At 69.5% G+C, this 24,655-nt stretch carries 20 protein-coding genes and 1 pseudogene; 12 read left to right on the forward strand and 9 right to left on the reverse strand.

Annotated features, from left to right (window positions below; translation table 11 throughout):
• Window positions 1–448: 448 nt before the first annotated feature.
• Window positions 449–1,579: an LLM class flavin-dependent oxidoreductase gene (locus tag OG562_RS40905; RefSeq protein ID WP_266409799.1), complete on the reverse strand. Its 1,131-nt coding sequence runs from the start codon at window positions 1,577–1,579 to the stop codon at window positions 449–451.
• Between the two features lie 200 nt (window positions 1,580–1,779).
• On the opposite strand from OG562_RS40905, the gene OG562_RS40910 reads away from it, so the two are divergent.
• Window positions 1,780–2,151 carry a DoxX family protein gene (locus tag OG562_RS40910; protein ID WP_266407115.1) on the forward strand — a complete coding sequence of 124 codons (372 nt, stop codon included), beginning with the start codon at window positions 1,780–1,782 and terminating at the stop codon, window positions 2,149–2,151.
• 234 nt (window positions 2,152–2,385) lie between these two features.
• Here OG562_RS40910 and OG562_RS40915 read toward each other — a convergent pair whose 3' ends face one another.
• Window positions 2,386–2,853: a MarR family winged helix-turn-helix transcriptional regulator gene (locus OG562_RS40915; RefSeq protein ID WP_266407117.1), complete on the reverse strand. Its 468-nt coding sequence runs from the start codon at window positions 2,851–2,853 to the stop codon at window positions 2,386–2,388.
• 273 nt (window positions 2,854–3,126) lie between these two features.
• Here OG562_RS40915 and OG562_RS40920 point away from each other — a divergent pair.
• Window positions 3,127–3,842, forward strand: a pseudogene (locus OG562_RS40920) (pirin family protein).
• Window positions 3,843–4,019: 177 nt separating this feature from the next.
• Here OG562_RS40920 and OG562_RS40925 read toward each other — a convergent pair.
• The 5 genes from OG562_RS40925 to OG562_RS40945 form a co-directional block, all read right to left on the reverse strand.
• Window positions 4,020–5,249, reverse strand: coding sequence for a right-handed parallel beta-helix repeat-containing protein (locus tag OG562_RS40925; RefSeq protein ID WP_266407119.1), 1,230 nt, complete (start codon window positions 5,247–5,249; stop codon window positions 4,020–4,022).
• 133 nt (window positions 5,250–5,382) lie between these two features.
• Complete coding sequence (locus OG562_RS40930; protein WP_266407121.1) at window positions 5,383–6,414, reverse strand: LacI family DNA-binding transcriptional regulator; 1,032 nt, start codon at window positions 6,412–6,414, stop codon at window positions 5,383–5,385.
• Between the two features lie 76 nt (window positions 6,415–6,490).
• Window positions 6,491–7,327: an ATP-binding cassette domain-containing protein gene (locus OG562_RS40935; protein ID WP_266407123.1), complete on the reverse strand. Its 837-nt coding sequence runs from the start codon at window positions 7,325–7,327 to the stop codon at window positions 6,491–6,493.
• Entirely contained in the window at window positions 7,324–8,319 is a 996-nt protein-coding gene (locus tag OG562_RS40940) for an ABC transporter permease (protein WP_266407124.1), read from the reverse strand. The genes OG562_RS40935 and OG562_RS40940 overlap by 4 nt, the downstream gene beginning before the upstream one ends.
• 156 nt (window positions 8,320–8,475) lie before the next feature.
• A complete protein-coding gene (locus OG562_RS40945) occupies window positions 8,476–9,492 on the reverse strand; it encodes a sugar ABC transporter substrate-binding protein (RefSeq protein WP_266407125.1) in 1,017 nt (338 codons plus the stop codon).
• Window positions 9,493–9,749: 257 nt separating this feature from the next.
• On the opposite strand from OG562_RS40945, the gene OG562_RS40950 reads away from it, so the two are divergent.
• From OG562_RS40950 to OG562_RS40965, 4 genes are all read left to right on the forward strand, one after another.
• Window positions 9,750–10,712, forward strand: a complete 963-nt coding sequence (locus OG562_RS40950) for a carbohydrate kinase (protein ID WP_266407127.1) — start codon at window positions 9,750–9,752, stop codon at window positions 10,710–10,712.
• Window positions 10,713–11,326: 614 nt separating this feature from the next.
• Complete coding sequence (locus OG562_RS40955; protein ID WP_266407128.1) at window positions 11,327–11,629, forward strand: putative quinol monooxygenase; 303 nt, start codon at window positions 11,327–11,329, stop codon at window positions 11,627–11,629.
• A gap of 1,370 nt (window positions 11,630–12,999) precedes the next feature.
• Window positions 13,000–13,899, forward strand: coding sequence for an RNA polymerase sigma-70 factor (locus OG562_RS40960; protein WP_266407129.1), 900 nt, complete (start codon window positions 13,000–13,002; stop codon window positions 13,897–13,899).
• Window positions 13,900–14,015: 116 nt separating this feature from the next.
• Entirely contained in the window at window positions 14,016–14,762 is a 747-nt protein-coding gene (locus tag OG562_RS40965; RefSeq protein ID WP_266407131.1) for an SDR family oxidoreductase, read from the forward strand.
• A 183-nt stretch (window positions 14,763–14,945) separates the two neighbouring features.
• On the opposite strand, the gene OG562_RS46105 is transcribed toward OG562_RS40965, so the two are convergent.
• On the reverse strand, window positions 14,946–15,926 hold the full coding sequence (locus OG562_RS46105; protein WP_323187617.1) for a serine hydrolase: 981 nt from the start codon (window positions 15,924–15,926) through the stop codon (window positions 14,946–14,948).
• Between OG562_RS46105 and OG562_RS40975 the strand changes: the two genes are divergently transcribed.
• From OG562_RS40975 to OG562_RS41000, 6 genes are all read left to right on the forward strand, one after another.
• Window positions 15,808–17,118: a diacylglycerol kinase family protein gene (locus tag OG562_RS40975; protein WP_266407136.1), complete on the forward strand. Its 1,311-nt coding sequence runs from the start codon at window positions 15,808–15,810 to the stop codon at window positions 17,116–17,118. The two genes, OG562_RS46105 and OG562_RS40975, sit on opposite strands and share 119 nt — an antisense overlap.
• Before the next feature lie 213 nt (window positions 17,119–17,331).
• Window positions 17,332–18,936: an MFS transporter gene (locus OG562_RS40980; RefSeq protein WP_266407139.1), complete on the forward strand. Its 1,605-nt coding sequence runs from the start codon at window positions 17,332–17,334 to the stop codon at window positions 18,934–18,936.
• A gap of 386 nt (window positions 18,937–19,322) precedes the next feature.
• The gene (locus tag OG562_RS40985; protein WP_266409800.1) at window positions 19,323–20,159 is read left to right on the forward strand and encodes an SDR family oxidoreductase; all 837 of its coding nucleotides are present in this window, start codon (window positions 19,323–19,325) and stop codon (window positions 20,157–20,159) included.
• 6 nt (window positions 20,160–20,165) lie between these two features.
• Window positions 20,166–20,375 carry a hypothetical protein gene (locus tag OG562_RS40990; RefSeq protein ID WP_266407142.1) on the forward strand — a complete coding sequence of 70 codons (210 nt, stop codon included), beginning with the start codon at window positions 20,166–20,168 and terminating at the stop codon, window positions 20,373–20,375.
• 92 nt (window positions 20,376–20,467) lie between these two features.
• Window positions 20,468–21,955 (forward strand): cytochrome ubiquinol oxidase subunit I, encoded by a 1,488-nt coding sequence (locus OG562_RS40995; protein ID WP_266407144.1) that lies wholly within the window; start codon window positions 20,468–20,470, stop codon window positions 21,953–21,955.
• On the forward strand, window positions 21,955–22,995 hold the full coding sequence (locus tag OG562_RS41000) for a cytochrome d ubiquinol oxidase subunit II (protein ID WP_266407147.1): 1,041 nt from the start codon (window positions 21,955–21,957) through the stop codon (window positions 22,993–22,995). Before OG562_RS40995 ends, OG562_RS41000 begins: the two co-directional genes overlap by 1 nt.
• 52 nt (window positions 22,996–23,047) lie before the next feature.
• Here OG562_RS41000 and OG562_RS41005 read toward each other — a convergent pair whose 3' ends face one another.
• Window positions 23,048–24,628 carry a GMC oxidoreductase gene (locus OG562_RS41005; protein WP_266407150.1) on the reverse strand — a complete coding sequence of 527 codons (1,581 nt, stop codon included), beginning with the start codon at window positions 24,626–24,628 and terminating at the stop codon, window positions 23,048–23,050.
• Window positions 24,629–24,655: the final 27 nt, after the last annotated feature.

Genomic DNA, 24,655 nt, shown 5'->3' on the forward strand with positions numbered 1-24,655 from the left:
CGGCACCCCGATGGTCAGCCCCTTCTGCGCGGCTGGACGACTTCCCGCGTGCCCCGCGCATTCGATGGAAAGCTAGCCGTAAGGCCGTTCCCTCTCGTCCAACGAGAGGTTGAACTGCGCCTGCAACCAGGGTGGTTGTCGGTGTACCACCAGGGGTGTAGCTGTGATCGAGAGCCGGGTGGAGCGATCGCTCCTGGCCTACGCTCGCACCATGTTCGCGCAGCGCACGTGGAGCATGGTGGCGGCTCGCAAGGCCTTCCCGCAGGTGGCAGACATCGTCTACGCGGTCGTGTCGGTCGGAATCTCGAGCACGGCCTGCGTCTGCTAGCAGCCGTCCACCTGTGTGACGAAGTGCGCTTCCTCGGCGAGACGTTCGTGCAGGTCCGCCCAGGCTCCGGCGTGCAGGAGTCGCTGGGCGCCGCGCGGGGCTCGCCGGAGCTTGCGGCGGTCAGCGTCTGAGGTCTTCTGCATGCTTCAGGTCGCCGAGTCCGCGGCTTTGGGTCCGGGTGTCGCGCGCGGCGAGGAGGGCGGCATGGGTGGGGCCGGCGGGTACGTTCGCGGGGCGGTTCTTGGCGAACTCCTTGCGCAGGACGGGGACCACCTCTTCGCCGAGCATGTCGAGCTGTTCCAGCACGCTCTTCAGCGGCACTCCCACGCCGTCCACGTTGAACAGCTGCCGCTGGTAGTCGCCGAACGACTCCCGGAAGGTCAGCGTCTTCTCGATGACCTCCTGCGGGCTGCCGACCGTCAGTGGGGTCTGCTCCATGTACTCCTCCAGCGACGGACCGCCGCCCATCTGGGGCGAGTGGTCGAAGAACGGACGGAACTCCCGTACGGCGTCCTGCGAGTTGCGCCGCATGAAGACGTGGCCGCCGAGGCCGACGACGGCCTGCTCCGGGGTGCCGTGGCCGTAGTGCGCGTAGCGCTCGCGGTAGAGGTTGATCAGCTTCTGGAAGTGTTCCTTGGGCCAGAAGATGTTGTTGGCGAAGAAGCCGTCGCCGTAGTACGCGGCCTGCTCGGCTATCTCGGGGGAGCGGATGGAGCCGTGCCAGACGAACGGTGGTACGCCCTCCAGTGGGCGCGGGGTGGAAGTGAAGCCCTGCAGCGGGGTGCGGAAGCGGCCCTGCCAGTCGACGACGTCCTCGCGCCACAGCTGGTGCAGCAGGGCGTAGTTCTCGATGGCGAGGTTGATGCCCTGGCGGATGTCCTTGCCGAACCAGGGGTAGACCGGGCCGGTGTTGCCGCGGCCCATCATCAGGTCGACCCGGCCGTCGGCCAGGTGCTGGAGCATCGCGTAGTCCTCGGCGATCTTCACCGGGTCGTTGGTGGTGATCAGTGTGGTGGCGGTGGAGAGGATGATGCGGTCGGTGCGGGCGGCGATCCAGCCCAGCATGGTGGTGGGGGAGGAGGGGACGAAGGGCGGGTTGTGGTGCTCGCCGGTGGCGAAGACGTCAAGGCCGACCTCCTCCGCCTTCTGTGCGATGGCGACCATCGCCTTGATCCGCTCGTGCTCGGTCGGTGTCCGGCCCGAGGCCGGGTCGGTGGTGACATCACCGACCGTGAAGATCCCGAACTGCATCGTGCTCACCCTCTCCCTCATGGTTGACGCATCAACTGTATGGGAAGCGTGCGACGCGCTGCCACCGTTCCGGCGGGGGCGGGGCCTCCGGGACAGATTGACGCATCAACCTTTGCCCCTTATGCTCATGGTTGAATGATAAACTAATGGGGCATGTCCCGGTCGAGGCATGCGTCGAGCTGGAAGGAAGTCCGTTCCCCATGTACATAGCCGCCGCCGTCCTCAGCGTGCTTCTGGCTCTGGTGGCTGTCGCGGCCGGCGCGCCCAAGGCTCTGCTCAAGGGGGACGTTTCCGCCGGGCTGCAGTCGCACATGGGGCTGAGTGCCGGGTTCGTGCGCTTCGTCGGACTCGCTGAGGTGGCCGCCGCCGTCGGCCTGGTCGTGGGGCTCTTCTGGCAGCCCCTGGGCATCGCCGCCGCTCTCGGCTTCGCCACCACGATGGTCGGGGCGATCGGCTTCCATTCCAAGGCCGGTGACTACGCCAACCCCGAGACCCGAGGCAACGCGATGGCCCCCTTCGTTCTCGTCGTGCTCGCGATCGCTGCCGCTGCCGCCCTCACCTCGGCGATGTGAAATCGTCGCTTGTCGTCGCTTGTCGTCGCTTGTCGTCGCTTGTCGTCGCTGAAATCCTGGTGCTCGGTGCCGGTGAACCAGGCGCTGTTCTTCGTTCAGGCCGAACCAGGGGGAAGTCGGGCCCGCTCGGGCTGCGGTGGCCACGACTGCGAAGCGGACTTGGTCCTTCGTCGGTCGGCGACGGCTTCCACTGTGGCGGGCGCCTTGCGTGGCGCTGAGCATCGCGCCACTCGCTCACGCGCAGTCCTTCTCCAGTCCGTCGAGGATGCGGTCGCAGATCTGGGCGAGCATCGCGAGCTCTGCCGGGCTGAGCGGGTCGACGAACAGGCGGCGGACCGCTTCGACATGACGGGGGGCCGCCGTCGCGAGGGCCTCACGGCCGGCCGGAGTGACGACGACGAACGCCACGCGCGCGTCGGTGGGGCAGTCCTCCCGGACTACGAGGCCGCGCTTGGCCATCCGGTTGATGTGGTGGGACATCCGGCTCTTCTCCCACTCCACAGCCCTGGCCAGCTCCAGGACGCGCAGCCGGCCCTCGGGGACCTCGGTGAGGTGGACGAGTACTCCGTAGTCGGCGGTGGACAGGCCGGACTCGGCCTGCACCTCGCGGCCCAGCCGGCCGACGAGCTTGTCCTGCATCCGAACGAAGCTGCGCCAGGCGTGTTGCTCCGGCTCGGAGAGCCAGTGCGGTGTCTCGGTCATGCCTGTCAGTGTAAACGATTTGTTGATGCGTCACCCCTCTCTGTGGCGCCGAGTTGGCGATCCGGTTGAAGGGTGTCTCCGCTGCCGGTCTTGTATGAGAATGCCCAGGAACCTCCGTTCGTTGCCGCCGCATGCCCGCCGGGCGATCAAAGTTGATGCATCAACTATTGTGAGTGGCGTGCTCATTCCCCGAGGCCTTCGCCGAACAGTCGATGACGAGCCTGCGTCTGTACGCCCAGCGCAAGAGTTGGGTACTGAAAGGGGTCACCACCCATGAGCAACCTCGACCTCCACCCTCCGGCCCGCCTGCGCGGCGGGCGGTCCGACGTCTCCGCGCAACCGGTCAGGGAACTCCTGAGTCCCCGGGAGGCCAACCTCGGCGGCGACACCGTGGGCCGCCGCCTGCTGCCCAATCTCGGGTGGCGGATGGTGGGCGCCTGGTGCTTCGTGGACCACTACGGTCCCGACGACATCGCCGACGGGCCCGGCATGCAGGTCCCGCCGCACCCGCACACCGGTCTGCAGACCGTCAGTCGGCTGCACGCGGGCGAAGTGCTGCACCGTGACAGCATCGGCCGCGAGTCGACCATCCGCCCGCGCGAACTCGGCCTGATGACAGCGGGCAGGGCCATCGCCCACGCCGAGCAGAGCACGTTGCCGCACCCCCGCTTCCTGCACGGCGCGCAGTTGTGGGTCGCCCTTCCCGACGCCCACCGGGATCCATGCTCTACCTCGGCTGCGGGCGGACCGAGCTTCCCCTGCGAGCCCTCAGCGACAGCGGACTTCTGTTGCTGGGAGGCGAACCCTTCGAGGAGAAGATCGTGATGTGGTGGAACTTCGTCGGACGTTCCCAGGAGGACATCGCACAGGCCCGCTCGGACTGGACGACCGGCACCCGCTTCGGCGAGGTGAAGGGGTACGACGGGGCGCCGCTGCCCGCTCCCGAACTACCGCCGGCGCCGCTGAAAGCCCGGGGCAGGCTCCGCTGACCTGTGCGAACGCGCATGGGTGCGGAAAAGACAGGCGTGTGCTCCAGACGCCGGCCACGTGGGCCACCGCGGCACGGGCGCGGGCGCCGACGCCGGCCCGCCACCGGCAATTGCCGGAGCAGAAGACGCCTGCGACCCGGCGCCGTCAGGGCTTGGGGACGTCGTCGGGCGTGCCCCTCAGAACCGTGCGCCGACGTCCGCGCCGTTGCCGGGGCGCAGGAAGGTGGAGGACGGGATGGCGCCGACGGCTGTCCTGGCGCCGGTGATCGTGCTCGAGTCGGTGCTGGCGAGCGACCAACTGCCGCCGAGGTTCCAGGAGTTGCCGCTGCCGGTGGAGGTCGAGCCCAGCGAGGCGTTGGTGCCGTTGTCCGCCGCGAGGTTCTTCGTGAGCGTGCTGGAGGAACGGTCGAAGCCGAACCCGGTCTTCGGGTTGCGCCACGCGGTGCAGTGGTCGATCTTCATCGCGCCCGGGTTGTCGTTGTCGACGAAGCCGCCGGCGGAGTTGTCCCAGGCCATGCTGTTGCGCACGGTATGGCCGGCGGCCACGCCGTTGCCGCCCATCTTGAACCCGTTGCCGTCGCCCTGGTAGTCGGGCAGGTTCCACCGGTTGAAGCCATTGCCCCAGGCGAGAGTGTTCTCGACGAGGATCGGCGAGTTGTCGAACATCCAGAAGTCCAGGCCGTCGTCGGCGTTGTTCCACAGCCGGGCGCCGCGCACCACGTTGCCGCCGCCGGAGCCTTCCTTGATGGCCAGGCCGTCGGCGCTCTCGCCGTTCTTGCGTGGGTCGCGGTTGCCGTAACTGTCCAGGTTCAGGATCTGGTTGTTGCCGGAGGACCCCTGGAGATGGAACCCGGACTCGTAGTTGTCGCGGGTGACCAGGCGCTCGAAGACGTTGGAGCCGGTGTCCACGCCGAACACGCCGTAGGGACCGTGGATGATCTCCAGGCCGGTCAGCCGCCAGTATTCCCCCTCGATATGGACTGCGCCGCGCTCGGGACGAGGGATGCTCGAGCCCACCGCGCCCGGGGTGTACGGCATGTTCTCGCCGTCGATGACCACGCGCTCGCTGTTGTAGTTGCGCAGGGTGATGGGCTGGCTTGCCGTGCCGCTCTTCAGTAGCTGGATGTTCGTGCTCGGTGCGTACGTTCCGCCCCGGATCTGGATCGTGGCCCCTGCCTGCGCCAGGTCCACCGCGCGCTGGATCGTCTTCAACGGGGCTGCGAGCGTCCCCGGGTTGCTGTCACTGCCGTTGGTCGCCACGTAAAGGTCGGTCGCCTGCAGCTGACTGCCGCTCTCGACGGCACGCTGCGCGGGAGCGGCGTGCGCACCGGCGCCTGAGGACAGGACGAGGAGGCCGGCCAGGAGTCCAGAGAGACCCGTGGACAGGGTGACGGGATTCAGGCGCATGGTTCATCTCCTAGACGTGGCGGCGCACGAGTGACAGCAAGCGCTTTCTTCATGTCGTGACGCTAGGAGTCTTGCTCCGTGCACGTCAATAGACGTGTACGTGATCGTTGTTCGCATTCATGAACGCACGGTGTCACGCTTCCTGCAGCGCGGGGACGGGGAGTTCGCCCGAGCCCCGGACGATCAGCCGGGTGGGAACGGTGATGGTGCGGGCGCGCGTGCGGTCGCCGTCGAGTCGGGTCAGGGCGGTGGTCGCGGCTGCCTTGCCGAGTTCCTCGGCGTCCTGGGCGACGACCGTCAGGGCGGGCTCGAGCGCCTCGGCGAGCGCCACCTCGTCGAAGGCGACGAAGGCGACGTTCTTGCGCTTGCTGCGGGCCAGTTCGGCCACGATGCCCAGCGCCATGATGTTGTTGCCGGCGAACAGGGCCGTGGGGGGATCGGCCAGGCCGAGGAGCTGGGAGGTCGCGGCCTCGGCGCCCTGCTGGTCGTGGGCGTTGGCGACGAGGGAGCGGTCGTAGGAGATGTCGGCTTCCTGGAGTGCCGAGCGGTAGCCGGCCAGACGTTCGCGGCGGGTGTGCAGCTTGACGGGCAGATCGCCGACGAAGCCGATGCGCCGGTGTCCGTGGGCGATGAGGTGGGCGACGCCGTCGTGGGCTCCGGCACGGTTGGAGCTGACGATGCTGTCCGTGGCGAGGCCGACTCCGGGTCGGTCGAGGAAGATCACGGGCAGTCCCGCCGTACGGTGGGACTTGAGGTGGGAGTGGTCGGCGCCGACGGACGGAACCACGATCAGGATGCTGACGCGGCGGGCGAGGAACTTGTCCGTCAGGGCGCGTTCGCGGGCGGGGTCGTCCGCGGAGGAGCCCATGAGCAGGGTCAGTCCGCGTTCGCTGACAGTGTCCTCGATGGCGCGGGCCACGGCTCCGAAGAAGGGGTTGGCGAGGTCGGGGATGACCAGGCCGATGGTGGTGTCCGGGCCGCCGACGCGGATGTTGCGGGCCATGAGGTTCGGCTGGAAGCCGAGCTTGGCCACTGCGGCCAGTACCTGTTCCCTGGTCTGCGCGGAGGCGGGCCCGTCCTCGTTGAGGACTCGGGAGACCGTCTTGGCGCTGACGCCGACTTCGCGGGCGACGTCGGCCAGGGTGGGGCGGCGGTTCGCTGCCATGGAGGAAACCGTCTCCTGAGGGCTCTCGGTTCCGGCCGCGGCCTCGGCCGGAAGATGCGAGAGCGGGGTTGTGCTGTCAGGTGGCCTGGACTCCGGCGGCCTTCGCGGCCTCCGAATCCGCTACGACAGTATCTCCGGCCTCGTCGATGCTGAGCGCGCCGGTCATGATGGCGACGACCTCGGCCATGGAGTAGTCGGAGGGCTTGATCAGGGCGGCACGCCGACCCAGTCGGTGGACGTGGATCCGGTCGGCGATCTCGAAGACGTGGGGCATGTTGTGGCTGATCAGAACGACTGGCATGCCCTTGTCGCGGACTCGGCGGATGAGGTCCAGGACCTGACCGGACTCCTTGACGCCGAGGGCGGCGGTGGGTTCGTCCATGACGACGACGCTGCGGGCCCAGGCGACGGCGCGGGCGACCGCGACGGCCTGCCGTTGTCCGCCGGAGAGGGTCTCGACCGCCTGAGTGAGCGAGCGCAGGCCGATCTTCAGGTCGGCCATGTGCTCGGCGGCCTCCTGACGCATGCGCTTCTTGTCGAGCATGCGGAAGGTACTGCCGAGGATGCCGGGGCGGCGCAGCTCGCGCCCTAGGAACATGTTCGAGGCGATGTCCATGGAGGCGGCCACCGCGAGGTCCTGATACACCGTCTCGATGCCGTGGGCTTGTGCGCTCTGCGGGCCGGAGAAGGTGATGGGTTCGCCGCCGAGCCTTATCTCGCCCGCGTCGGGGACCACAGCTCCGGTGAGGGCCTTGATCAGACTGGTCTTGCCGGCGCCGTTGTCGCCGATGACGGCGAGGACCTCGCCGGGCAGCAGGTCGAAGTCGGCGCCGTCGATGGCGGTGACCTGGCCGTACCGCTTGACCAGACCGCGGGCCTGCAGCACGGGCGTGGGGGAGGAGATGGCGGTCATCGGGCCTTCTTCCGGGAGATCTGGTCGACGGTCACCGCGAGGATCACCAGGACGCCGGTGATCAGGGTCTGGTAGATGGAGGCGACGCCCATCAGCTGGAGACCGTTGCGGAACACGCCGACGATGAGGACGCCGATGAAGGTGCCCAGGACCGAACCGCGTCCGCCGAAGAGGCTGGTGCCGCCGAGGACCACGGCGGTGATGCTGTCGAGGTTGTCGGTCTGCCCTGCCTGCGGGTCGCCGACTCCGGTGCGGGAGATGAGCAGCAGGGCGGCGATGCCGTACAGCAGGCCGGCCACGGTGTAGATGCCGATGGTGAGGCGCGAGGTGCGGATGCCGTTCAGCCGGGCGGCCTCGGCGCTGTTGCCCAGGGCGTAGACGTGCCGGCCCCAGCCGGTGCTGCTCAGCGCGTAGGCGAGGAGCAGGAACAGGGCGATGGTGACCAGGGAGCCGTAAGTGATGTCCGTGTGGCCCAGAGGGAAGGTCTCGCCGAGGGCCGTCAGCGAGCTGGGCAGGCTGGTGACAGTCTGCTCCTCGGAGTAGATGTGGGTCAGCGCGAACGCCACGTTGAGCATGCCGAGGGTCACGATGAACGGCGGCAGCGGGATCTTCTGCACCAACAGCCCGTTGAGCAGCCCGAAACCGCCGCAGACGACCAGGCCCAGCGCGATCGCGACGAGCGGGGGCACGGAGCCCTCGGCCGCCATCTTGGCGATCACGATGCTGCCGAACGCCATCACCGCCCCGCACGACAGGTCGATCCCCGCCGTGAGGATGATCAGGGTCTGCCCGATGGCGAGGGTGCCCACGACCATGACCTGCTGCACGATCAGCGAGAAGTTCCCGCCGGTCAGGAACTGGTCGGTCGAGAAGGAGAAGAAGGCGCAGGCCAGGAGGAGGGCGGCCAGGGGTCCGGTGGTCGGCGCCGTGAGCAGTCTGCGGGCCGTGGTCGGTGCTTTGAGCTCCGAGTACGGCGTTGTCGTCGCTGTCATGCGAAGTCCTTGTCGGAAGACGGATGTCCTTGTCGGAGGACGAGGGCCCAAGGCCCCGCCACCGGGACAAGGGGGGCGGCCGTCCCTTGGTCGGGGAGGCGGGCCGACCGCCCCGCTGAGGGGAGTGGCGGTGTCGTACGGTCCTAGGGGCGCGGCTCAGCCCCAGCAGTTCTCCAGGCCGTAGCCGGTGTCCTGCGACGTGACCCCGTCCTGCGCCTTGTCGGTGATCAGAGTGACGCCGGTGTCGGTGTAACCGGACGCCTTCTTGCCGTCCTTGGCGTACGTCACGACGGCCTTCACGCCCTCGGCGGCCATCTTCAGCGGGTACTGCTGCGAAGTCGCGGCGATCTTGCCGTCCTTGACCGCCTGGGTGCCGGTGCAGCCACCGTCGACGGAGACGATCAGCACGTCCTTCTCCCGGCCCTTGGCCTTCAGCGCGGTGTACGCGCCCAGGGCGGCCGGTTCGTTGATGGTGTAGACGACGTTGATGTCGGGCGCCTTCTGCAGGCAGTTCTCCATCGCGGTCTGGCCCTTGGCCTGGTCGCCGCCGGTGTCCTGGGCACACACGACGTCCTTGTCGGTGGCGCCGAAGCCCTTCAGGAAGCCGTTGTGGCGCTGGACGCCGACGGAGACGCCCGGCGCCAGGTCGAGGGCGGCTATCTTCGCCGTCTTGCCCTTCATGGCGGCCTTGGCGTACTCGCCGATCAGCTGGCCGGCCTTGAGGTTGTCGGTGGCGAAGAGGGCGTCGACCGCGCTCTCCGGCTCGGTCGGAGTGTCCAGGGCGATGACCAGGACACCCTTGGCGCGGGCCTTCTGGATCGCGGGCACGATCGCCTTGGAGTCGCTCGGGGTGATCAGGATGCCCTTCACCCCGGCGGCGACCATGTTCTCGATGGCGGTGACCTGACCGGCGTTGTCCCCGTCGAACTTGCCTGCAGCAGTGGACAGTTGTGCGCCGTTCTCCTTGGCGGCCTTCTCCGCGCCCTCCTTCATCTTCACGAAGAACGGGTTGGTGTCGGTCTTGGTGATCAGGCCGACCTTGACGGCGCCCGAGCCGGAGCTCGTGGAGCCCGAACCGGAGCCGGAGCCGCAGGCCGTCAGGGTGAGGGCAGCGACGCCCGTGACCGCGGCGACTCTGAGGAGAGAGGAGGACAGGCGAGTGGTGCGAGACATGATCGACTCCTGTGGGATAGCGAGCGGCACGGGGTTGGGATCAGAGCATGCTGCCCGGGGTGTCATCGTTGACTTATGTCATCGTTGACACTGCCTGGCGAGGATGATGGACTCCGGATCCCGGCAACGTCAATGCCTTCCACCCGTCACAAATCGGCAACGTCCGTGGCCGTCGTCTCCGCGCAGCCGGTCAGTGGCTGTGTCTCCGCGCCGCCCCCCTGCCCGGTCTTCCGAGCCTTTTCGAGAGTGAGCAGCCCATGAGCCCTCGTCAGATCACCGTTCTGGGAGAGTGCGTCGCGGACGCCTTCGCCGAACCGGCAAACGCCTCGAACGAACTCGCCCTGCGGGTGCTGCCGGGCGGCGGACCTGCGAATACGGCGGTGGCCCTGGCCCGCCTCGGCACCCCGGCCCGCTTCCTGGCACGCCTGTCCGGCGACGTGTTCGGCCGCCTGTTCCGGGCCCACCTGGAGGCGTCCGGCGTGGACCTGTCGTACGCCGTCGCCGCCGCCGAGCCCAGCACGCTGGCCGTGGCGGAGCTGGACGCCACCGGGCAGGCCGTGTTCTCGTTCCACGCGCAGAACACGGCCGACTGGCAGTGGACTCCAGGGGAACTGGAAAGGGCGGATCTGTCCGAAACGGCCTGTGTGCACACCGGGTCGCTGGCGCTGGTCCGTGAGCCCGGCGGGGCGGTGGTGGAGGAGTTCCTGGCGACGGCGGCTCCGCAGGCCACCATCAGCATCGATCCCAACGTTCGGCCGCTGCTGGTGCGCCCCGAGGTCTACCGCGCCCGGTTGGCGCACTGGTGCGCTCTCGCCGACATCCTGCGCCTGAGCGAGGACGACCTGGAACTCCTCCTGCCGGGCACCCCGCCCGAGCAGGCCTGCGACACCTGGCACGCCGCGGGTGTGCGGCTCGTCGTGATCACGCTCGGTGCGGGCGGCGCCCTGGCCTCGCTCGACGGCGAACGGCTGCGGGTGCCCGCGGTGGCCACGCGGGTCGTCGACACGGTGGGCGCGGGGGACTCCTTCACCGCCGGCCTGCTGCACCACCTCGGCACCCGCGGACTCCTCGGTGGCCGGCTGGCCGATCTCGGTCTCGACGAGGTCGCGGAAGCCTGCCGGTTCGGCACTCGGGTCGCGGCCCTGACCTGCTCGGTTGCCGGTCCCAATCCGCCGTGGCGGGACCAGTTGGCACAGCTGACGACCGGTGGCGGCGCCTGACGGGCGGGCGGGCCGCGCCGGGCAATCCCGCCCGAACCGTTGACGCGTGAGCCGGATTCGGCTCATCATCGGGCCATTCGATGTCATCGATGACACAAGTCAACGATGACACCCTGGTCCGGCGGCGTGGACGACGACGCCGAACAGGGCGTCACTTTTCGGTCGGTCCACGCCGGAGCCGCAGGCTCCGCCCAGTGGACGGCCACAGCACAGGAGACGCCATTGAGCTCTGGACATGTGTCCCGGCATGGCCGCGTGCGGATGATCGCGGCGGTGGCGACCGTCCGCGCCCTGCCCTCCGCCCCGTTGGCCCCCGAGGCCGTCGCCGCAGACACCCCGCCGTCCCCCGAGCCCTACCGGCCCCAGTTCCACTTCACGCCCGAGAAGAACGGGGCGCCGATTTCGGCTCGTCCGTCGTCCGCTCCGACACCACGACACAGGAGCTGTACGTCGACCGCACCCACTCCGGCGCCGTCGGCTTCAGCAGCACCTTCCCCGAGAACGGTTCGGTGAAGCTGGGCAAGGCCGTCGTCCGGCACCTCGGCTCCGCCCACAAGCGACGCCCACCACTGATGCCCACCACTGGCAGCCACCACTGACAAGGACCCGAGACCGTGAAGAAGACCCTGCTCGCCGAGTTCACCGCCCGCGAGGGAGCTGAGGACGAGGTTGCCCACCTGATCGGCGACTACGCCCTGAAGGTGCGGGAGGAGGAAGGCAACATCGCCTTCGACGTCTACACCAAGGCAGCCGACCCGCGCGCCTTCTGGATCTTCGAGGTGTACCGGGACGAGGACGCCTTCCAGGCGCACCTGAAGGCCCCGTACGGCGGCCCTTTCAACACCGCGCTCACCCCGCTGATCGAAGAGGACGCCTCAGTGCTGACGTTCCTGAACCCGCTGGCCACGAATTCCTAGCGAGCCGTTGACATGGGACCCCACCAGGGCGCAGTCCCATCCCGCACTCACCTGCCAAAACGACTGGGCGCCACATGGGCAGGCGGATCGGGACGAAGGACGTGGCGGCAGCCGTCGGCGTCTCGGTCACGACCGATCCCGGGCCAGGAGTCTGGTCCGACTGCTCAGGAAATGGGGCCCTGCCCACTGGTGGCACGGGCATCGGTTACTTCGCCGCCCCGACTCTGACCTCGGAACGGCGAAGTACCACCGGTACAGGCGGCCGTCACTACCGGCCGCCGGCACGGTCCGCCAGGACCGTGCCCAGTGAAAAGGGAGGAACCTCGTGGAATCGAGAACCAGGCGCCTCGCCGTATCGAGCATAGCCGCCCTCGCCGCGGCGGCAGTGGGAGCACGGGCTCGTCGGGCGCCGACGGCAACACCCTGACCCTGTGGACGCACAACGCCGGCAACGCCGCCGAGTACGGCGTCGTCAAGCAGACCGTCGAGACTCGGGGTCGGCTTCGCCGCCGAACTCGGGGCAGCCGCAGCCGCAGCCGCAGTAGCCGGAGCGTCGGCGGTGGCCGCACGGGCGGCGGGCGGAGTGGCGGAGTAGCCCACTCGGTGTATTCGCCGCGGGTCGGCGTCCACTGTCCGCAAGAGGCGCTCGGCGTCCTCGGCCGACATTCGGTCGGCCGGGTTGCCGGCGAGCAGACCCTGGATCAGCGGGGTCAGCGGTCCGGCGCGTCGCATCTCGGGAGCCGGTTCCGTGGCAAGGGCGTACATCGTCTCCGGCACCGTGTCCCGGAGGAATGGCGGGCGAGGAGATCGTCGTGGGCGCGCCACACGGTGGCCATGCCGCCTCGGCCGATACGGTCGAGGACGCGGTAGCGGTCGGCGATCAGCCGTCCTTGGTCGGACACCGTGGGTCCCTTTTCTCTGCTTCAGGAGCGATCCGGCCAGCGGCGCCACGGGGCTCCTCTGGCCAGCCGCACGCCCAACGGCCCCTCGCTTGCGGCCCCGACGACCGTGGTCAACGAACTCGCCGGTTCCTTCGCGTGCCTCCCCGAACAACTTCCCTGGCCGGCGGGTTCTACGGTGTTGCGGTCGCGGTAGAGGGCGGTGTCGTGGGTGACGGGGCCTGCCGCCCTGGCTGCCTTTCTTCCGGCGGTCGGCGGTCGGCGACCTGGTCCTTCTTCTCCGGGGTGACCGCCTTGACACGGCGTCCCCTCCGCGGGACCGCCCGAGCAAGGCGGCCTTCGGCCGGGCCCTCCGTCGGCGGCGGATACGTCGGCGTCCGGAGCGGACTGGATCGTCGCCGTCCTGCCCGCCTTGTTCCACTGCCTGCTGCCGGTCACCGAATGCCTCCGCGCCTCTGGCAGGCTGAGCGCGTGACGTCAGGGACCGCCGAGGAGTTCACCGCCCACCGCCCCAGGATGTTCGGCTTGGCCTACCGGTTGCTCGGCTCCGCCGAGGAGGCGGAGGACGCGGTGCAGGACGCGTATCTGCGCTGGAGCAGAGCCCACCGTGCGGCGATTGATCACCCGGGGGCCTGGCTCGCCAGGGTGGTCACCAACCTGTGCGTCAACCGGCTCACCTCGGCCCGCGTGCAGCGCGAGGAGTACGTGGGACCGTGGCTGCCGGAACCGGTGCTCACGCAGGACGGTTCGCTCGGCCCCCTGGAGTCCGCCGAGCAGCGCGACGCCGTGTCGACGGCGCTGCTGGTGCTGCTGGAGCGGCTCACGCCGACGGAGCGTGCGGTCTACGTTCTGCGCGAGGCGTTCGGCTACCGGCATCGGGACATCGCCGGGGTGCTTGACCTGAGCGAGGCCAACTGCCGCCAGCTGTACCGCAGGGCGGTCCAGCGGGTGGCGACGCCCGAGGCTCGTTTCACACCGGGAGCCGAGCGGCAGCACGAGCTCGTCGAGTCCTTCGTCAGGGCAGCACGCCAGGGCGACCTGGCAGGACTGGAGAAGCTGCTCGCCAAGGACGTCACCTGGTGGAGCGACGGCGGCGGCAAGGTCACCGCGGCGCGGCGCCCCATCGTCGGCCGGGAGAAGGTCATACGCTTCCTGATGAGCGGCATGCGGCGGTTCTCGGGCGACTGGGACCTCGTGGTGGAGGAAGTCAACGGGGCGCCGGCGCTGGTGGCACACGCGGCGGAGCAGCTCATCGCCGTCGCCTCCTTCGAACTGCGCGACGGCGTCATCGCCCGGGTCCGGGTCGTCTTGAACCCGGACAAACTCGTGTTCGCGGGTCGGCAGTCACCCGCGACGGCTTCCGGGGCGTGACCCAGGGGCGGGTGCGGTCACGAGGAGGCTGTCACGTCTTCGGGCGCTCGTCGGTTCTCAGTGGTGGGCGTGCGCTCCACCGGGGAGCGCACGCCCACCGAGGAAGGACGACTGCGATGACCACGATCCTGGTGACCGGTGGAACCGGAACGCTCGGCCGGCTCGTCACCGAGCGACTGCGCGCGGACGGGCACGAGGTGCGCGTGCTGAGTCGCCACTCCCGGCCGTACGCCGTGGACCTGCGCGAAGGCAAGGGGTTGGCCGCAGCCGTCGCGGACGTGGACACGGTCGTGCACTGCGCGACCGCGCCGCGCGGCGGTGACGAGCAGGCGGCACGCCATCTGATCGAGGCGGCCCGCCAGGCCGGGGTACGGCATCTGGCGTACATCTCGATCGTCGGCGTCGACCGGGTGCCGCTCGGCTACTACCGGACCAAGCTCGCCGTCGAGAGGCTGATCGAGGAATCGGGACTCGGCTGGACCGTGCTGCGCACGACACAGTTCCACGACTTGGTGCTGCAGTTCCTGCAGGGCTCGGCGAAGCTGCCGGTCATGCTGCTCCCGGCGGGGGTCGCCGACCAGCCGATCGAGGTGGCAGAGGTCGCCGCCCGGCTGGCCGAGCTCGCAACAGGGGCGCCTGCGGGGCGGGTGTCGGACATGGGCGGCCCCGAGGTGCGTGCGTTTCCCGAGCTGGCCCGGGCCTATCTGCGCGCGAGCGGACGGCGCCGTTCCCTGTTGAGCGTGCGTCTGGCAGGCAAGACTTACCACGCGTTCCGGGAGGGTGGGCATCTGGTGCCGGAGCGGGCCGTGGGCCAGGGCACGTTCGAGCAGTTCCTGGCGGGGCGTTTCCCTACGCAGGGCTGACGCCCGGGGTGGGGCGCGTGCCAGGCGGCGTGGAGGCGTACCCCCATGAGCTGGGGGAGCCCCCAACGCGGGATCCGGATTCGGGCAGCGCTGGCCCGAGCTGGTGGAACGCATGCCGGGCTGCGCCGCTTACGCGGCGGCCTGACCAGCAAGGTGCACCTCGCCGCCGAGCGGACGGAGGGCTCAGGAGCCGGTCGGCACCGACGCGGGTGCGGTGGGGATCGGCTTGTCGGGCATGGTGCAGATCGCGGCGTTCAGCAGGTCCTGGTCGGCTGCGCCGGACTTGGGGTCCGCGATGCCGAAGACGGTCGTGGCGAAGACCGAGACGGTGCGCCGCCCGGTGCTGTCGGTGTAGGCCCAGCTGGAGTAGCCGGGGACCTGGCCGTCGTGGCCCCAGACGGTGCCACAGGGAGGGACCACCTTCTTCTCCAGGCCGAGACCGTGGCGGTTCGGGTTGCCGCTCTCCTCCGCGACGGTGGTCTTCGTCTCCTTGAGCTGGGCGGGCGGCAGGAGCTTGCCGGACATCAGCGCGGTGTCGAACCGGGCCCAGTCCTGCGCGGTGGAGACCATGCCCCCGGCGGCCCATTCCGTGTAGTTGGTGTTACCTGGAAGGCTGAGCCGCCACCGCCGTCCGCCACCGGCGTGCGGGCAAGCCTCAGCCGGTCGCCGCAGCCCGCAATCCGGTGACCTGCTTGAAGCCGAGAAGGTGTGCGGTGCGCACCGTGCCGGGGTGGTGAACATGCGGCGCACACCGCCGGGTGGTGCAATGGGAAGGTGGCGGCGGCCGTGGGTGGAATCGCACCGCAGCGAGTACCTCCCCGTCGCGGCCGTGGTCGGTCGCGGCCTTCGGCGGACCGTATCGCTGCCAAGATGCATCCCCGTGGGGTGGCGAACGAGGCGGACGCCCGAGTCGCGGGCCCCGGGCAGGCCGGAAACGGGTTGGTTCGCCCTTGACCCGCTCCGCTCGGACAACGGTTGGACTCTCCACTGGACGCGGTGCCACGTACAGCCGCGTCGGCCGTGCCCCCGACCGGCAGGAGGTTCCATGCACAGGGACTCCGGGGCGCACGGTCGTCTCGTACAGCGATGGTTCGCACGGCTTGCGCTGGCGGCCGGGCTCGCCGCGGTGATGGTCCTTCTCGTGTTCGCCGGAATCAAGAGCATCGCGCTCCTGGGCGCGGGGCTGGCCGGGCTGGCCATATCGGCGGCGAGCCTGTGGTGGGCACTGACCCAGCGGGGAATCCGCAGACTGCTCGCCTTCACCCTGGCCGCCGTCGCCCCGCTCGCGGTGCTGGCGCTCTACGCATGGGCGGAGCTGCTGTGGGTCGTACTCGTCTCCCTCGCCCTGTGGGCCCTCGGGGCCGCCGTCGGCGGAGCGGCCCTCAGCAGGGACCGCGAGCCGGCCGGGCCCCCGGAGACGCGGACTGCTCCTCCCGAACATCCCTTCCTCATCATGAATCCACGATCAGGGGGTGGAAAGGTGGGGAGGTTCCACCTCAAGGAGAAGGCCGACGCGCTCGACGCCGACGTCCTCCTGCTGGACACAGCTCATCAGCAGGACGTGGTCGCGCTCGCCGACAAGGCAGTCGAAGGCGGCGCCGACCTTCTCGGAGTCGCGGGCGGTGACGGCACACAGGCCCTGGTCGCCGGGGTCGCCGCCAGGCACGGCATTCCCTTCATGGTGATCTCGGCCGGAACCCGCAACCACTTCGCCCTCGACCTGGGCCTGGACCGGGACGACCCGTCGACCTGCCTGGACGCGCTCACCGACGGCGTCGAACTCCGCGTCGACCTCGGTTTCGTCGGCGAGCGAGCCTTCGTCAACAACGCGTCCTTCGGCACCTACGCAGCCGTGGTGCAAAGTCCCGCCTACCGCGACGACAAGGTCCGCACCATCCTGCAGACGCTTCCCGACCTGCTGACCCACCGACGCGGTCCCCGTCTGGCCGTCCGCGTCGCGAACAGGGCCATCGACGGACCCCAGGCCGTGCTCGTCAGCAACAATCCCTACCGGATGGGAGACCTCGCCGGCCTCGGACGCCGTGAGGTCCTGGACTCAGGCACCCTCGGAGTTCTGGGCGTCAACGTCGACAACGCCGCGCAGGCAGCCGAGTTGCTCGCGGGGAAGAACGCGCCCGGCCTCACCAGCCTGACCGCCCAGGAGGTCGTCATCGACGCGGACGAACCCGAGATCGAGGCCGGGGTCGACGGTGAGGCACTGACCCTGCCGACGCCCGTACGATGCACGATCCACCCCCGGGCCCTGCGCGTACGCGTACCACGCAACCGCCCTGGCGTGCCCCGGGCGAAGGCCCCCATGGACTGGCGGCGGCTACGGAAGCTGGCGCTGAGCTGAGCGCCTGGCCGCAGTGCTCAGCTGCGACCTCGAGACCGGGGCCGGGGTCTCTCGCCCCAGGCCCGCTCCCGCCCGACATCGCTCCACCAATCTCGCATCCGCCACCCTCGTATCCACCAACCCTCGTATCCACCAAACCTCGCATCCGCCAATCAGTTGATCCCTATGGCGGGTCGCGGATCCATCCTCCGGGGCCGCTGGGACGATTCGCCCATGGCTCCCAGGACAGGCACTGCCGAGAGTTCGGCAACGGCGCGAATCGTCCTCTTGACACTCGCGGCAGGTCAGTTCCTGATGGCGCTGGACAGTTCGGTCATGAACGTCTCGATCGCGACGGTGGCCGAAGACGTGGGCACGACGGTGACCGGTATCCAAGGCGCCATCACGGCCTACACCCTCGTGATGGCGATGTTCATGATCCCCGGCGGCAAGGTGGGGGAGCTGATCGGCCGCAAACGCGCGTTCATGATCGGCTGTGTCGTCTACGGCTGCGGCTCCCTCACCACGGCGCTCGCGCCGAACCTGCCCGTGCTGCTGCTCGGCTGGTCGTTCTTCGAGGGGATCGGGGCGGCACTCATCCTGCCCGCGATCGTGGCGCTCGTGGCGAGCAACTTCGCCACGGAACGCCGTCCCGCCGCCTACGGTCTCGTCGCTGCCGCAGGGGCTGTGGCGATCGCGGTCGGGCCGATCATCGGGGGCGTCGCGACGACGTACTTCTCCTGGCGGTGGGTCTTCGCCGGCGAGGTCGTGATGGTGCTCGGCATCCTGGTGCTCGCCGGCCGCATCGCCGACGCGCCGATCGGCGAACGCCCTCGCATCGATCTCGTCGGCGCCGTGCTGTCCGCGCTCGGGCTCGGGATCTTCGTCTACGGCGTCCTTCGCTCGGACGAATGGGGCTGGTTCCGGCCGAAGCCCGACGCGCCCTCGTGGCTCGGGGTCTCGCTGGTCGTCTGGCTGATGCTGGCCGGTCTGCTGCTGATCTGGCTCTTCCTGCGCTGGGAGGCCCGCATGGTCGAGCGGCGCAAGGAGCCACTCGTCGATCCGGGCATGCTGCACAACAGGCAGCTCACCGGCGGACTGACGATGTTCTTCTTCCAGTACCTCGTTCAGATGGGCGTCTTCTTCGTCGTACCGCTCTATCTGTCGGTCGCCCTGGGCCTGTCCGCGCTCAAGACCGGTGCCCGCATCCTGCCGCTCTCCGTGACCCTCCTGGCAGCCGCCATCCTGATCCCCCGCTTCTTCCCGGACGTATCGCCACGGCGGGTGGTGCGGCTCGGGATCCTCGCGTTGCTCGCGGGCGCGGTGGTCCTGATGGCCGCGCTCGACGCGGACGCCGGCGCGGAAATCGTCACCATCCCCCTCCTGCTGATCGGGCTCGGCATGGGCGCGCTGGCGTCCCAGCTCGGGTCGGTCACCGTGTCCGCGGTGCCGGAGGCACAGAGCGCGGAAGTCGGCGGCGTCCAGAACGCCGTCACCAACCTCGGCGCCTCGATCGGCACGGCGCTCGCCGGGTCGATCATGATCGCCGCGCTGACGACCTCCTTCCTCACCAGCGTGGACCAGAATCCGGAGATCCCGGCCGAGGTCAAGAGCCAAGCGACCGTCGAACTCCAAAGCGGCGCACCGTTCTTGTCGGACGCCCAGCTCAAGTCCGCCCTCGACGAAGCGGGCACGAGCACGGTGGTGACTCAGGCGGCACTCGACGCGAACGCCGACGCCAGGATCGACGGTCTGCGCGCCGCACTCGCCGTCCTCGCCTTCACCGCCCTCCTCGCGCTGTTCTTCACGTCACGGATCCCGAAGACCCAGCCCCGCTGAACGAAGCCGTCGCAGCGGACGGCCTGAAGCAGGAGAGGACGCCCAGCTCATCCTGCCGCCCGTCAACAGTGAACGGGAAACCCCGCGAGCACGGTGACGGCGCGGGCCCGATCGGGACGGCGGCGGCCTTCCGTCTCCCTCTGGCGGAAAGCGGCACGGCAGGCACCGGCTCGGGCGCGTAGCCCGACCGTGTGACGTACCGCGCCGAATTCGGTGGCACGGCGTGCCGGTCGGTCTCGCCCGCGGGGCAGGGTGCTTTCGTCTGGGGGCCGGGTGTGCCACGGCTCCTGTGTCTGTCCTGGCGGCCGGCCGAGTCCCGGCCTTCCTCATACGCGTCGCCCGTTTCCGGCGGGCGTGCCGTCCGAAACGCCCAAGGAGAGATCGTGGTGGCAGCAAGAGTCGAGAACCGCGGGACGACGTCCGCGCAGCTCCTCAAGGGCCAGAAGGCGTTGGTGACCGGTGCCAACTCGGGCATCGGCCTGGCGACCGCCGTCGCCCTGGGCCGGGCCGGAGCGGACGTCGTGGTGAACTACGTCGTCGGTGCGCACGAGGCAGAGAACGTCGTGAAGGAGATCGAGGGCTTCGGGGTCCGCGCCTACGCCCACGAGGCCGACGTGTCCGACGAGGACCAGGTGACCGCCATGGTCGCGCGGATGGTCGAGGAGTTCGGCACCATCGACATCATGGTGGCCAACGCGGGCCTCCAGCGGGACGCAGCCGTGACGGAGATGACGCTCGCCCAGTGGCAGAAGGTCATCGACGTCAACCTGACCGGCCAGTTCCTGTGCGCACGGGAGGCCGCCAAGGAGTTCATCCGGCGCGGCGTGGTGGAGGAGGTGTCCCGTTCGGCGGGAAAGATCATCTGTATGAGCTCGGTCCACCAGATCGTCCCGTGGGCGGGGCACGTGAACTACGCCTCCTCCAAGGGCGGTGTGGGCATGCTGATGCAGACCCTCGCCCAGGAGCTCGCCCCCAAGCGGATCAGGGTCAACGCGGTCGCACCCGGCGCCATCCGCACGCCGATCAACCGCGACGCCTGGTCCACGCCCGAGGCCGAGGCCGACCTCCTGCGCCTGATCCCGTACCGCCGCGTGGGCGACCCGGACGACATCGCCAACGCCGTCGTCGCCATGGCGTCCGACCTGCTCGACTACGTCGTCGGCACCACCCTCTACGTCGACGGCGGAATGACGCTCTTCCCCGGCTTCGCCACCGGAGGCTGACCACCGATGCAGGATCACGTCACGCCCCGCCGGGTGGTGATCCTCGGCGGGGGGTTCGCCGCGCACGCCCGGGAACGGCAGCAACGGCTCACCTTCGCACTCGTCGGCGCCGGGCCGACCGGTGTCGAAGTCGGTGACGGCGCGTTCGGTCGCGCGCGTCCGGCGATCTCCCGTATCTGTCCCGCGGCCGGGCCGAAGGCGCCTCCGCCTCCCTGAGGACGGGCCCTCGCCGGCCCTCTGCGGGCGTCCTCCGCATCCTGTCCTTCTTCAGCCCCGCCACTCCCGCAGGGCAGACCATCGAGGCGCACATGCTCAGCACCGCTGCCCTTCTGGCGAACAGCACCCCGGCCCAACTCCTGCCGGCGCGGGAACTGATGGCCTTCACCCTGGCCTCGCACATCCTGCTGGTCCCGTTCGGTGTGGCACTGCCGTTCATCACTCTGCTGATGCACCACCGGGGGCTGCGTCGCAACGACCCCGTCGCCCTCCTGCTCGCCCGGCGCTGGTCGGCGGTGATGGCCGTTCAGTTCGCCATCGGCGTCGTCACCGGCACCGTGCTGTCCTTCGAGTTCGGTCTGCTGTGGCCCGGCATGATGGGCCGCTGGGGAGACGTCTTCGGCCTCGGGTTCGGCATCGAGGCGTGGGCGTTCTTCCTGGAGGCCGTCCTGATCGCGATCTACCTCTACGGCTGGCGCCGGCTCAAGCCCTGGACCCACTTCTGGCTCGCCGTACCGCTGCCGCTGGCCGCCCTGATGGGGGCGTTCGGCATCATCGCGGCCAACTCCTGGATGAACACTCCCCAGGGGTTCAGCCTCGACGCCCAGGGCAAGCCGATCCACGTCGACGTACAACAGGCGATCTTCACACCGATGTTCGGCCCGGAGTACTGGCACTTCGTGGTCGCGATGCTTCTGACCGCCGGTTACGTGGTCGCCGGTGTGTACGCGGTCGGCTGGCTGCGCGGGCGCCGTGACCGCTACCACCGGCTCGGCTTCACCGTGCCGTTCACGGTTGCCGCGATCCTCACTCCGGTCCAGTTCATGCTCGGTGACTCCGCCGCTCGCGCCGTCTTCCACAAACAGCCGATCAAGTTCGCCGCCACGGAGATCGTCTGGAAGACCGACACCCACGTACCGGAGTACATGTTCGGGCGCCTGCATCCCGACGGGACGATCTCCGGCGGCCTCAAGATTCCCCAACTGGACTCGATCCTCGCCGGATTCAGCCCGGACACGAAGGTGACGGGCCTGTCGTCGGTCGCGGCGAGCGACCGCCCGACGGCGACTCAGGCCACCATCGCCCACTGGGCCTTCGACATCATGGTCACCGTCGGCAGCGTGCTGATCCTGCTCGCGCTCTGGTACGCCTGGTGCTGGTGGCGGCACCGGGACAACCCGCGCAGCCGCTGGTTCTACCGCTGCGGCGCGCTCGCGGGAGTCGCCTGCCTGGTCACCGTCGAGTGCGGGTGGATCACCACGGAGGTCGGCCGCCAGCCCTGGATCGTGTACCACCACATGAGGGTCTCGGAGGCGGTGACCAGCACGCGCGCCGGATCGCTGTGGGCGATGCTCGGCATCGTCATGGTCGTGTACGCGGCTGTCTTCGGCGCGTTCCTCGCGGTCGTCCTGAAGATGCGCACCCGCTGGCGCATCGCCGACGAGGGCTCGGCCGCCGCGCGCGCCGAACTGCCGCCGGAGACCGACACCCCCTACGGGCCCAGAAGCGAGCCCGAGCCCACAACCACCGGGGCCGCGCCGGGTGGCGGGTCCGGCCGTACCTCTGGCGGTGCGTCGTGATGGCCGACTTCATCGCCTGGGTGATGGTGCTCGCGATCGCCGCCTACGCCTGTGCCGGGGGCACCGACTACGGCGCGGGCTTCTGGGACCTCCTGGCCGGTGGCGCGGAGCGCGGCAAGCGGCCCCGCTGGCTGATCGATCACGCCATGGCACCGGTGTGGGAGGTCAACAACGTCTGGTTGATCTTCATTCTGGTGATCATGTGGACCGGCTTCCCGACGATGTTCCAGGCCGTCTTCTCCGCGATGTGGCTGCCGCTCGCCCTCGCCGCCGTCGGCATGGTGCTGCGCGGCGCCGGGTTCGCCCTGCGCAAGCCGACCCGCCGCCTGGCCCAACAACGGATCTACGGCGCGGTGTTCGCCGTCTCGTCGCTGCTCACGCCGTTCTTCCTCGGGGCGGTGCTCGGCGGCATCGCCTCCGGTCGGGTCAAGGTCGGCACGACCGCCTCCGCGGACGCCTGGGCCAATGGAACCTCCGTCCTCGTGGGACTGCTGGCCATCGCCGCCACCGCGTTCCTCGGTGCGGTCTTCCTCGGCTCCGACGCCCTGCGGTTCGGTGCGGACGACCTCGTCGACTACTTCCGCCTGCGGGCGATGATCGCCTTCGGCGTGGTCGTCGTCCTCGCACTCATCGGTCTGCCCGTCACCCACGACGACGCCCGGTACGTCTGGGACGGCCTCACCGGGGGCCTGGGACTGCTGCTGATCATTCTGGCCGCGGTCTGTGGTCTGGCCACGGTGCTGCTTCTGTGGCGCCGGTCGTACGGCTGGTCCCGCCACACCTCGGTGGCGAGCGTCGCCCTGGTCGTCGGCGCCTGGGGCTGCGCGCAGCGGCCCTACGTGCTGCCCACCTCGCTGACGGTGGCCGAGGCGGCCGGGGCCGCTCACACCCTGCGCTGGCTGATGATCGTCACGGGCATCGCGATCGTGCTGATCGGTCCGGCGCTGGTGCTGCTCTACCGGCTCGACACGATGGGTGAGCTGGAGGAGCTCACCGACGCCGACACCCGGGCCGCCAGAACGCCCGGCGACGACCTGTAGCGGCGCTCTGCCGGTTCATCACGCAGCGATGGAGCCCCCGTCAGCTCAGCCGTCAGCTCAGCCGGGCGGCGATGTGGTCACCGACCCGCAGGGCGTTGGCGATGGCGGTCAGCGACGGGTTCACCGCGCCGATGCTGGGGAAGAAGCTGGTGTCCACGACGTAGAGGTTGTCGAGGTCGTGGGCCTTGCAGTTGACGTCGAGGGCCGAACTCCGTGGGTCGTCGCCGAACCGCACGGTGCCGGCCTGGTGCGCGGTGGCGCCGATCGGCATGCCCTTGTGCAGGTAGATGCTGTGATCCAGCAGGTGGTGTTCGTGCATGCCCAGGTGCCCGAGCATTCCCCGCAGCTTGTGCTGGAGGCGCTTCAATCCGGCGGTGTTGTTCTTCTCGTCGAGAGCCAGGTGGATGGCGTCGTCCTTGTCGAGGGTGACCCGGCTCTCGGGCAGGGGGAGGTCCTCCCCGCACAGCCAGAAGTCGACGGCATGGTGCGCCAGTACCTCGAAGGGCATGTCGGGCATGACGGCGCCGGCCCAGCGCGGCGCCTCGCCGTGGATCTGGTCGGCGTCCGACTTGCCGAGCATCTGGATGCCGCCGAGCGGATACTCCCAGTCGTCCGCGCCCAGGTACCAGTCGTTCAGCGCCAGCGTCTTCTGGAATCTGGTGGGGTTCGGTTCCTTCGACACCGCCATCAGCGCCAGGTTGTTGTGGCGCATGTAGTGGCGTCCCACCACGTCCGAGCTGTTGGCCAGGCCGCCGGGGTGCTGGTCGTTGGCCGAACGCAGCAACAGGACGGCGGAGTTGACCGCGCCGGCGGCGACCACCACGATGTCGGCGCCGAATACCTCGGTCGCTCCGTTCTTGAGCTCGGCGACGACCTTGGTGACGGTGCGTCCGGTCGGGTCGGTCTCCAGGCGGCGCACGTGGGCGTCGGTCACCATCGTGACGTTGTCGTACTTCAGCGCCGGGTCGACGCAGATCACCTGCGCGTCGGACTTCGCACCCACCAGGCAGGGGAAGCCGTCGACCCGGTCGCAGCGGATGCAGACGCTGTCGTGGGTGGCCCGGCCGTGCTCGTCCTGGGTGAGGTTCACGCCGATCGGCAGGTGGAAGGGGTGCAGGCCGGCCTTCCCCAGGTCGTCGCTGAGCTGCTGGATGCGCGCCTCGTGCTCGACCGGCGGGTAGGCGTACTGCGCGCTGGTCGGCCCCCCGGTGGGGTCCTCGCCGTGCCGGCCGTGCACCAGGTAGAGGTGCTCGGCCTGGGTGTAGTACGGCTCCAGGTCCTCGTAACGGATCGGCCAGGCAGGCGAGACGCCGTCGTGGTGGCGCAGTTCGCCGAAGTCCTCGGGCCGGAGCCGGAAGAGCGCGGCACCGTAGAACTTGGTGTTGCCCCCGACGTAGTAGTTGACCTCCGGGGGGAACTGGTCGCCGTGCTTGTCGTACCAGAACTCGGGGGCACGGTACTTGCCCTTGACGAAGACGGCGGTGGAGTCCCAGTTGTCCCGCTCCCGTGGCAGGTAGCCGCCGCGTTCGAGGATCAGGACCCGTTTGCCGGTGGGGGCCAGCCGGTGGGCGAGCGTACCGCCGCCCGCTCCCGTACCGATGATGATGACGTCGTAGTGCTGATCGTCGGCCATGAGAGGGTCCCGTTCTAGGAGTCAGGC

Source organism: Streptomyces sp. NBC_01275 (assembly GCF_026340655.1).
Lineage (GTDB): Bacteria > Actinomycetota > Actinomycetes > Streptomycetales > Streptomycetaceae > Streptomyces.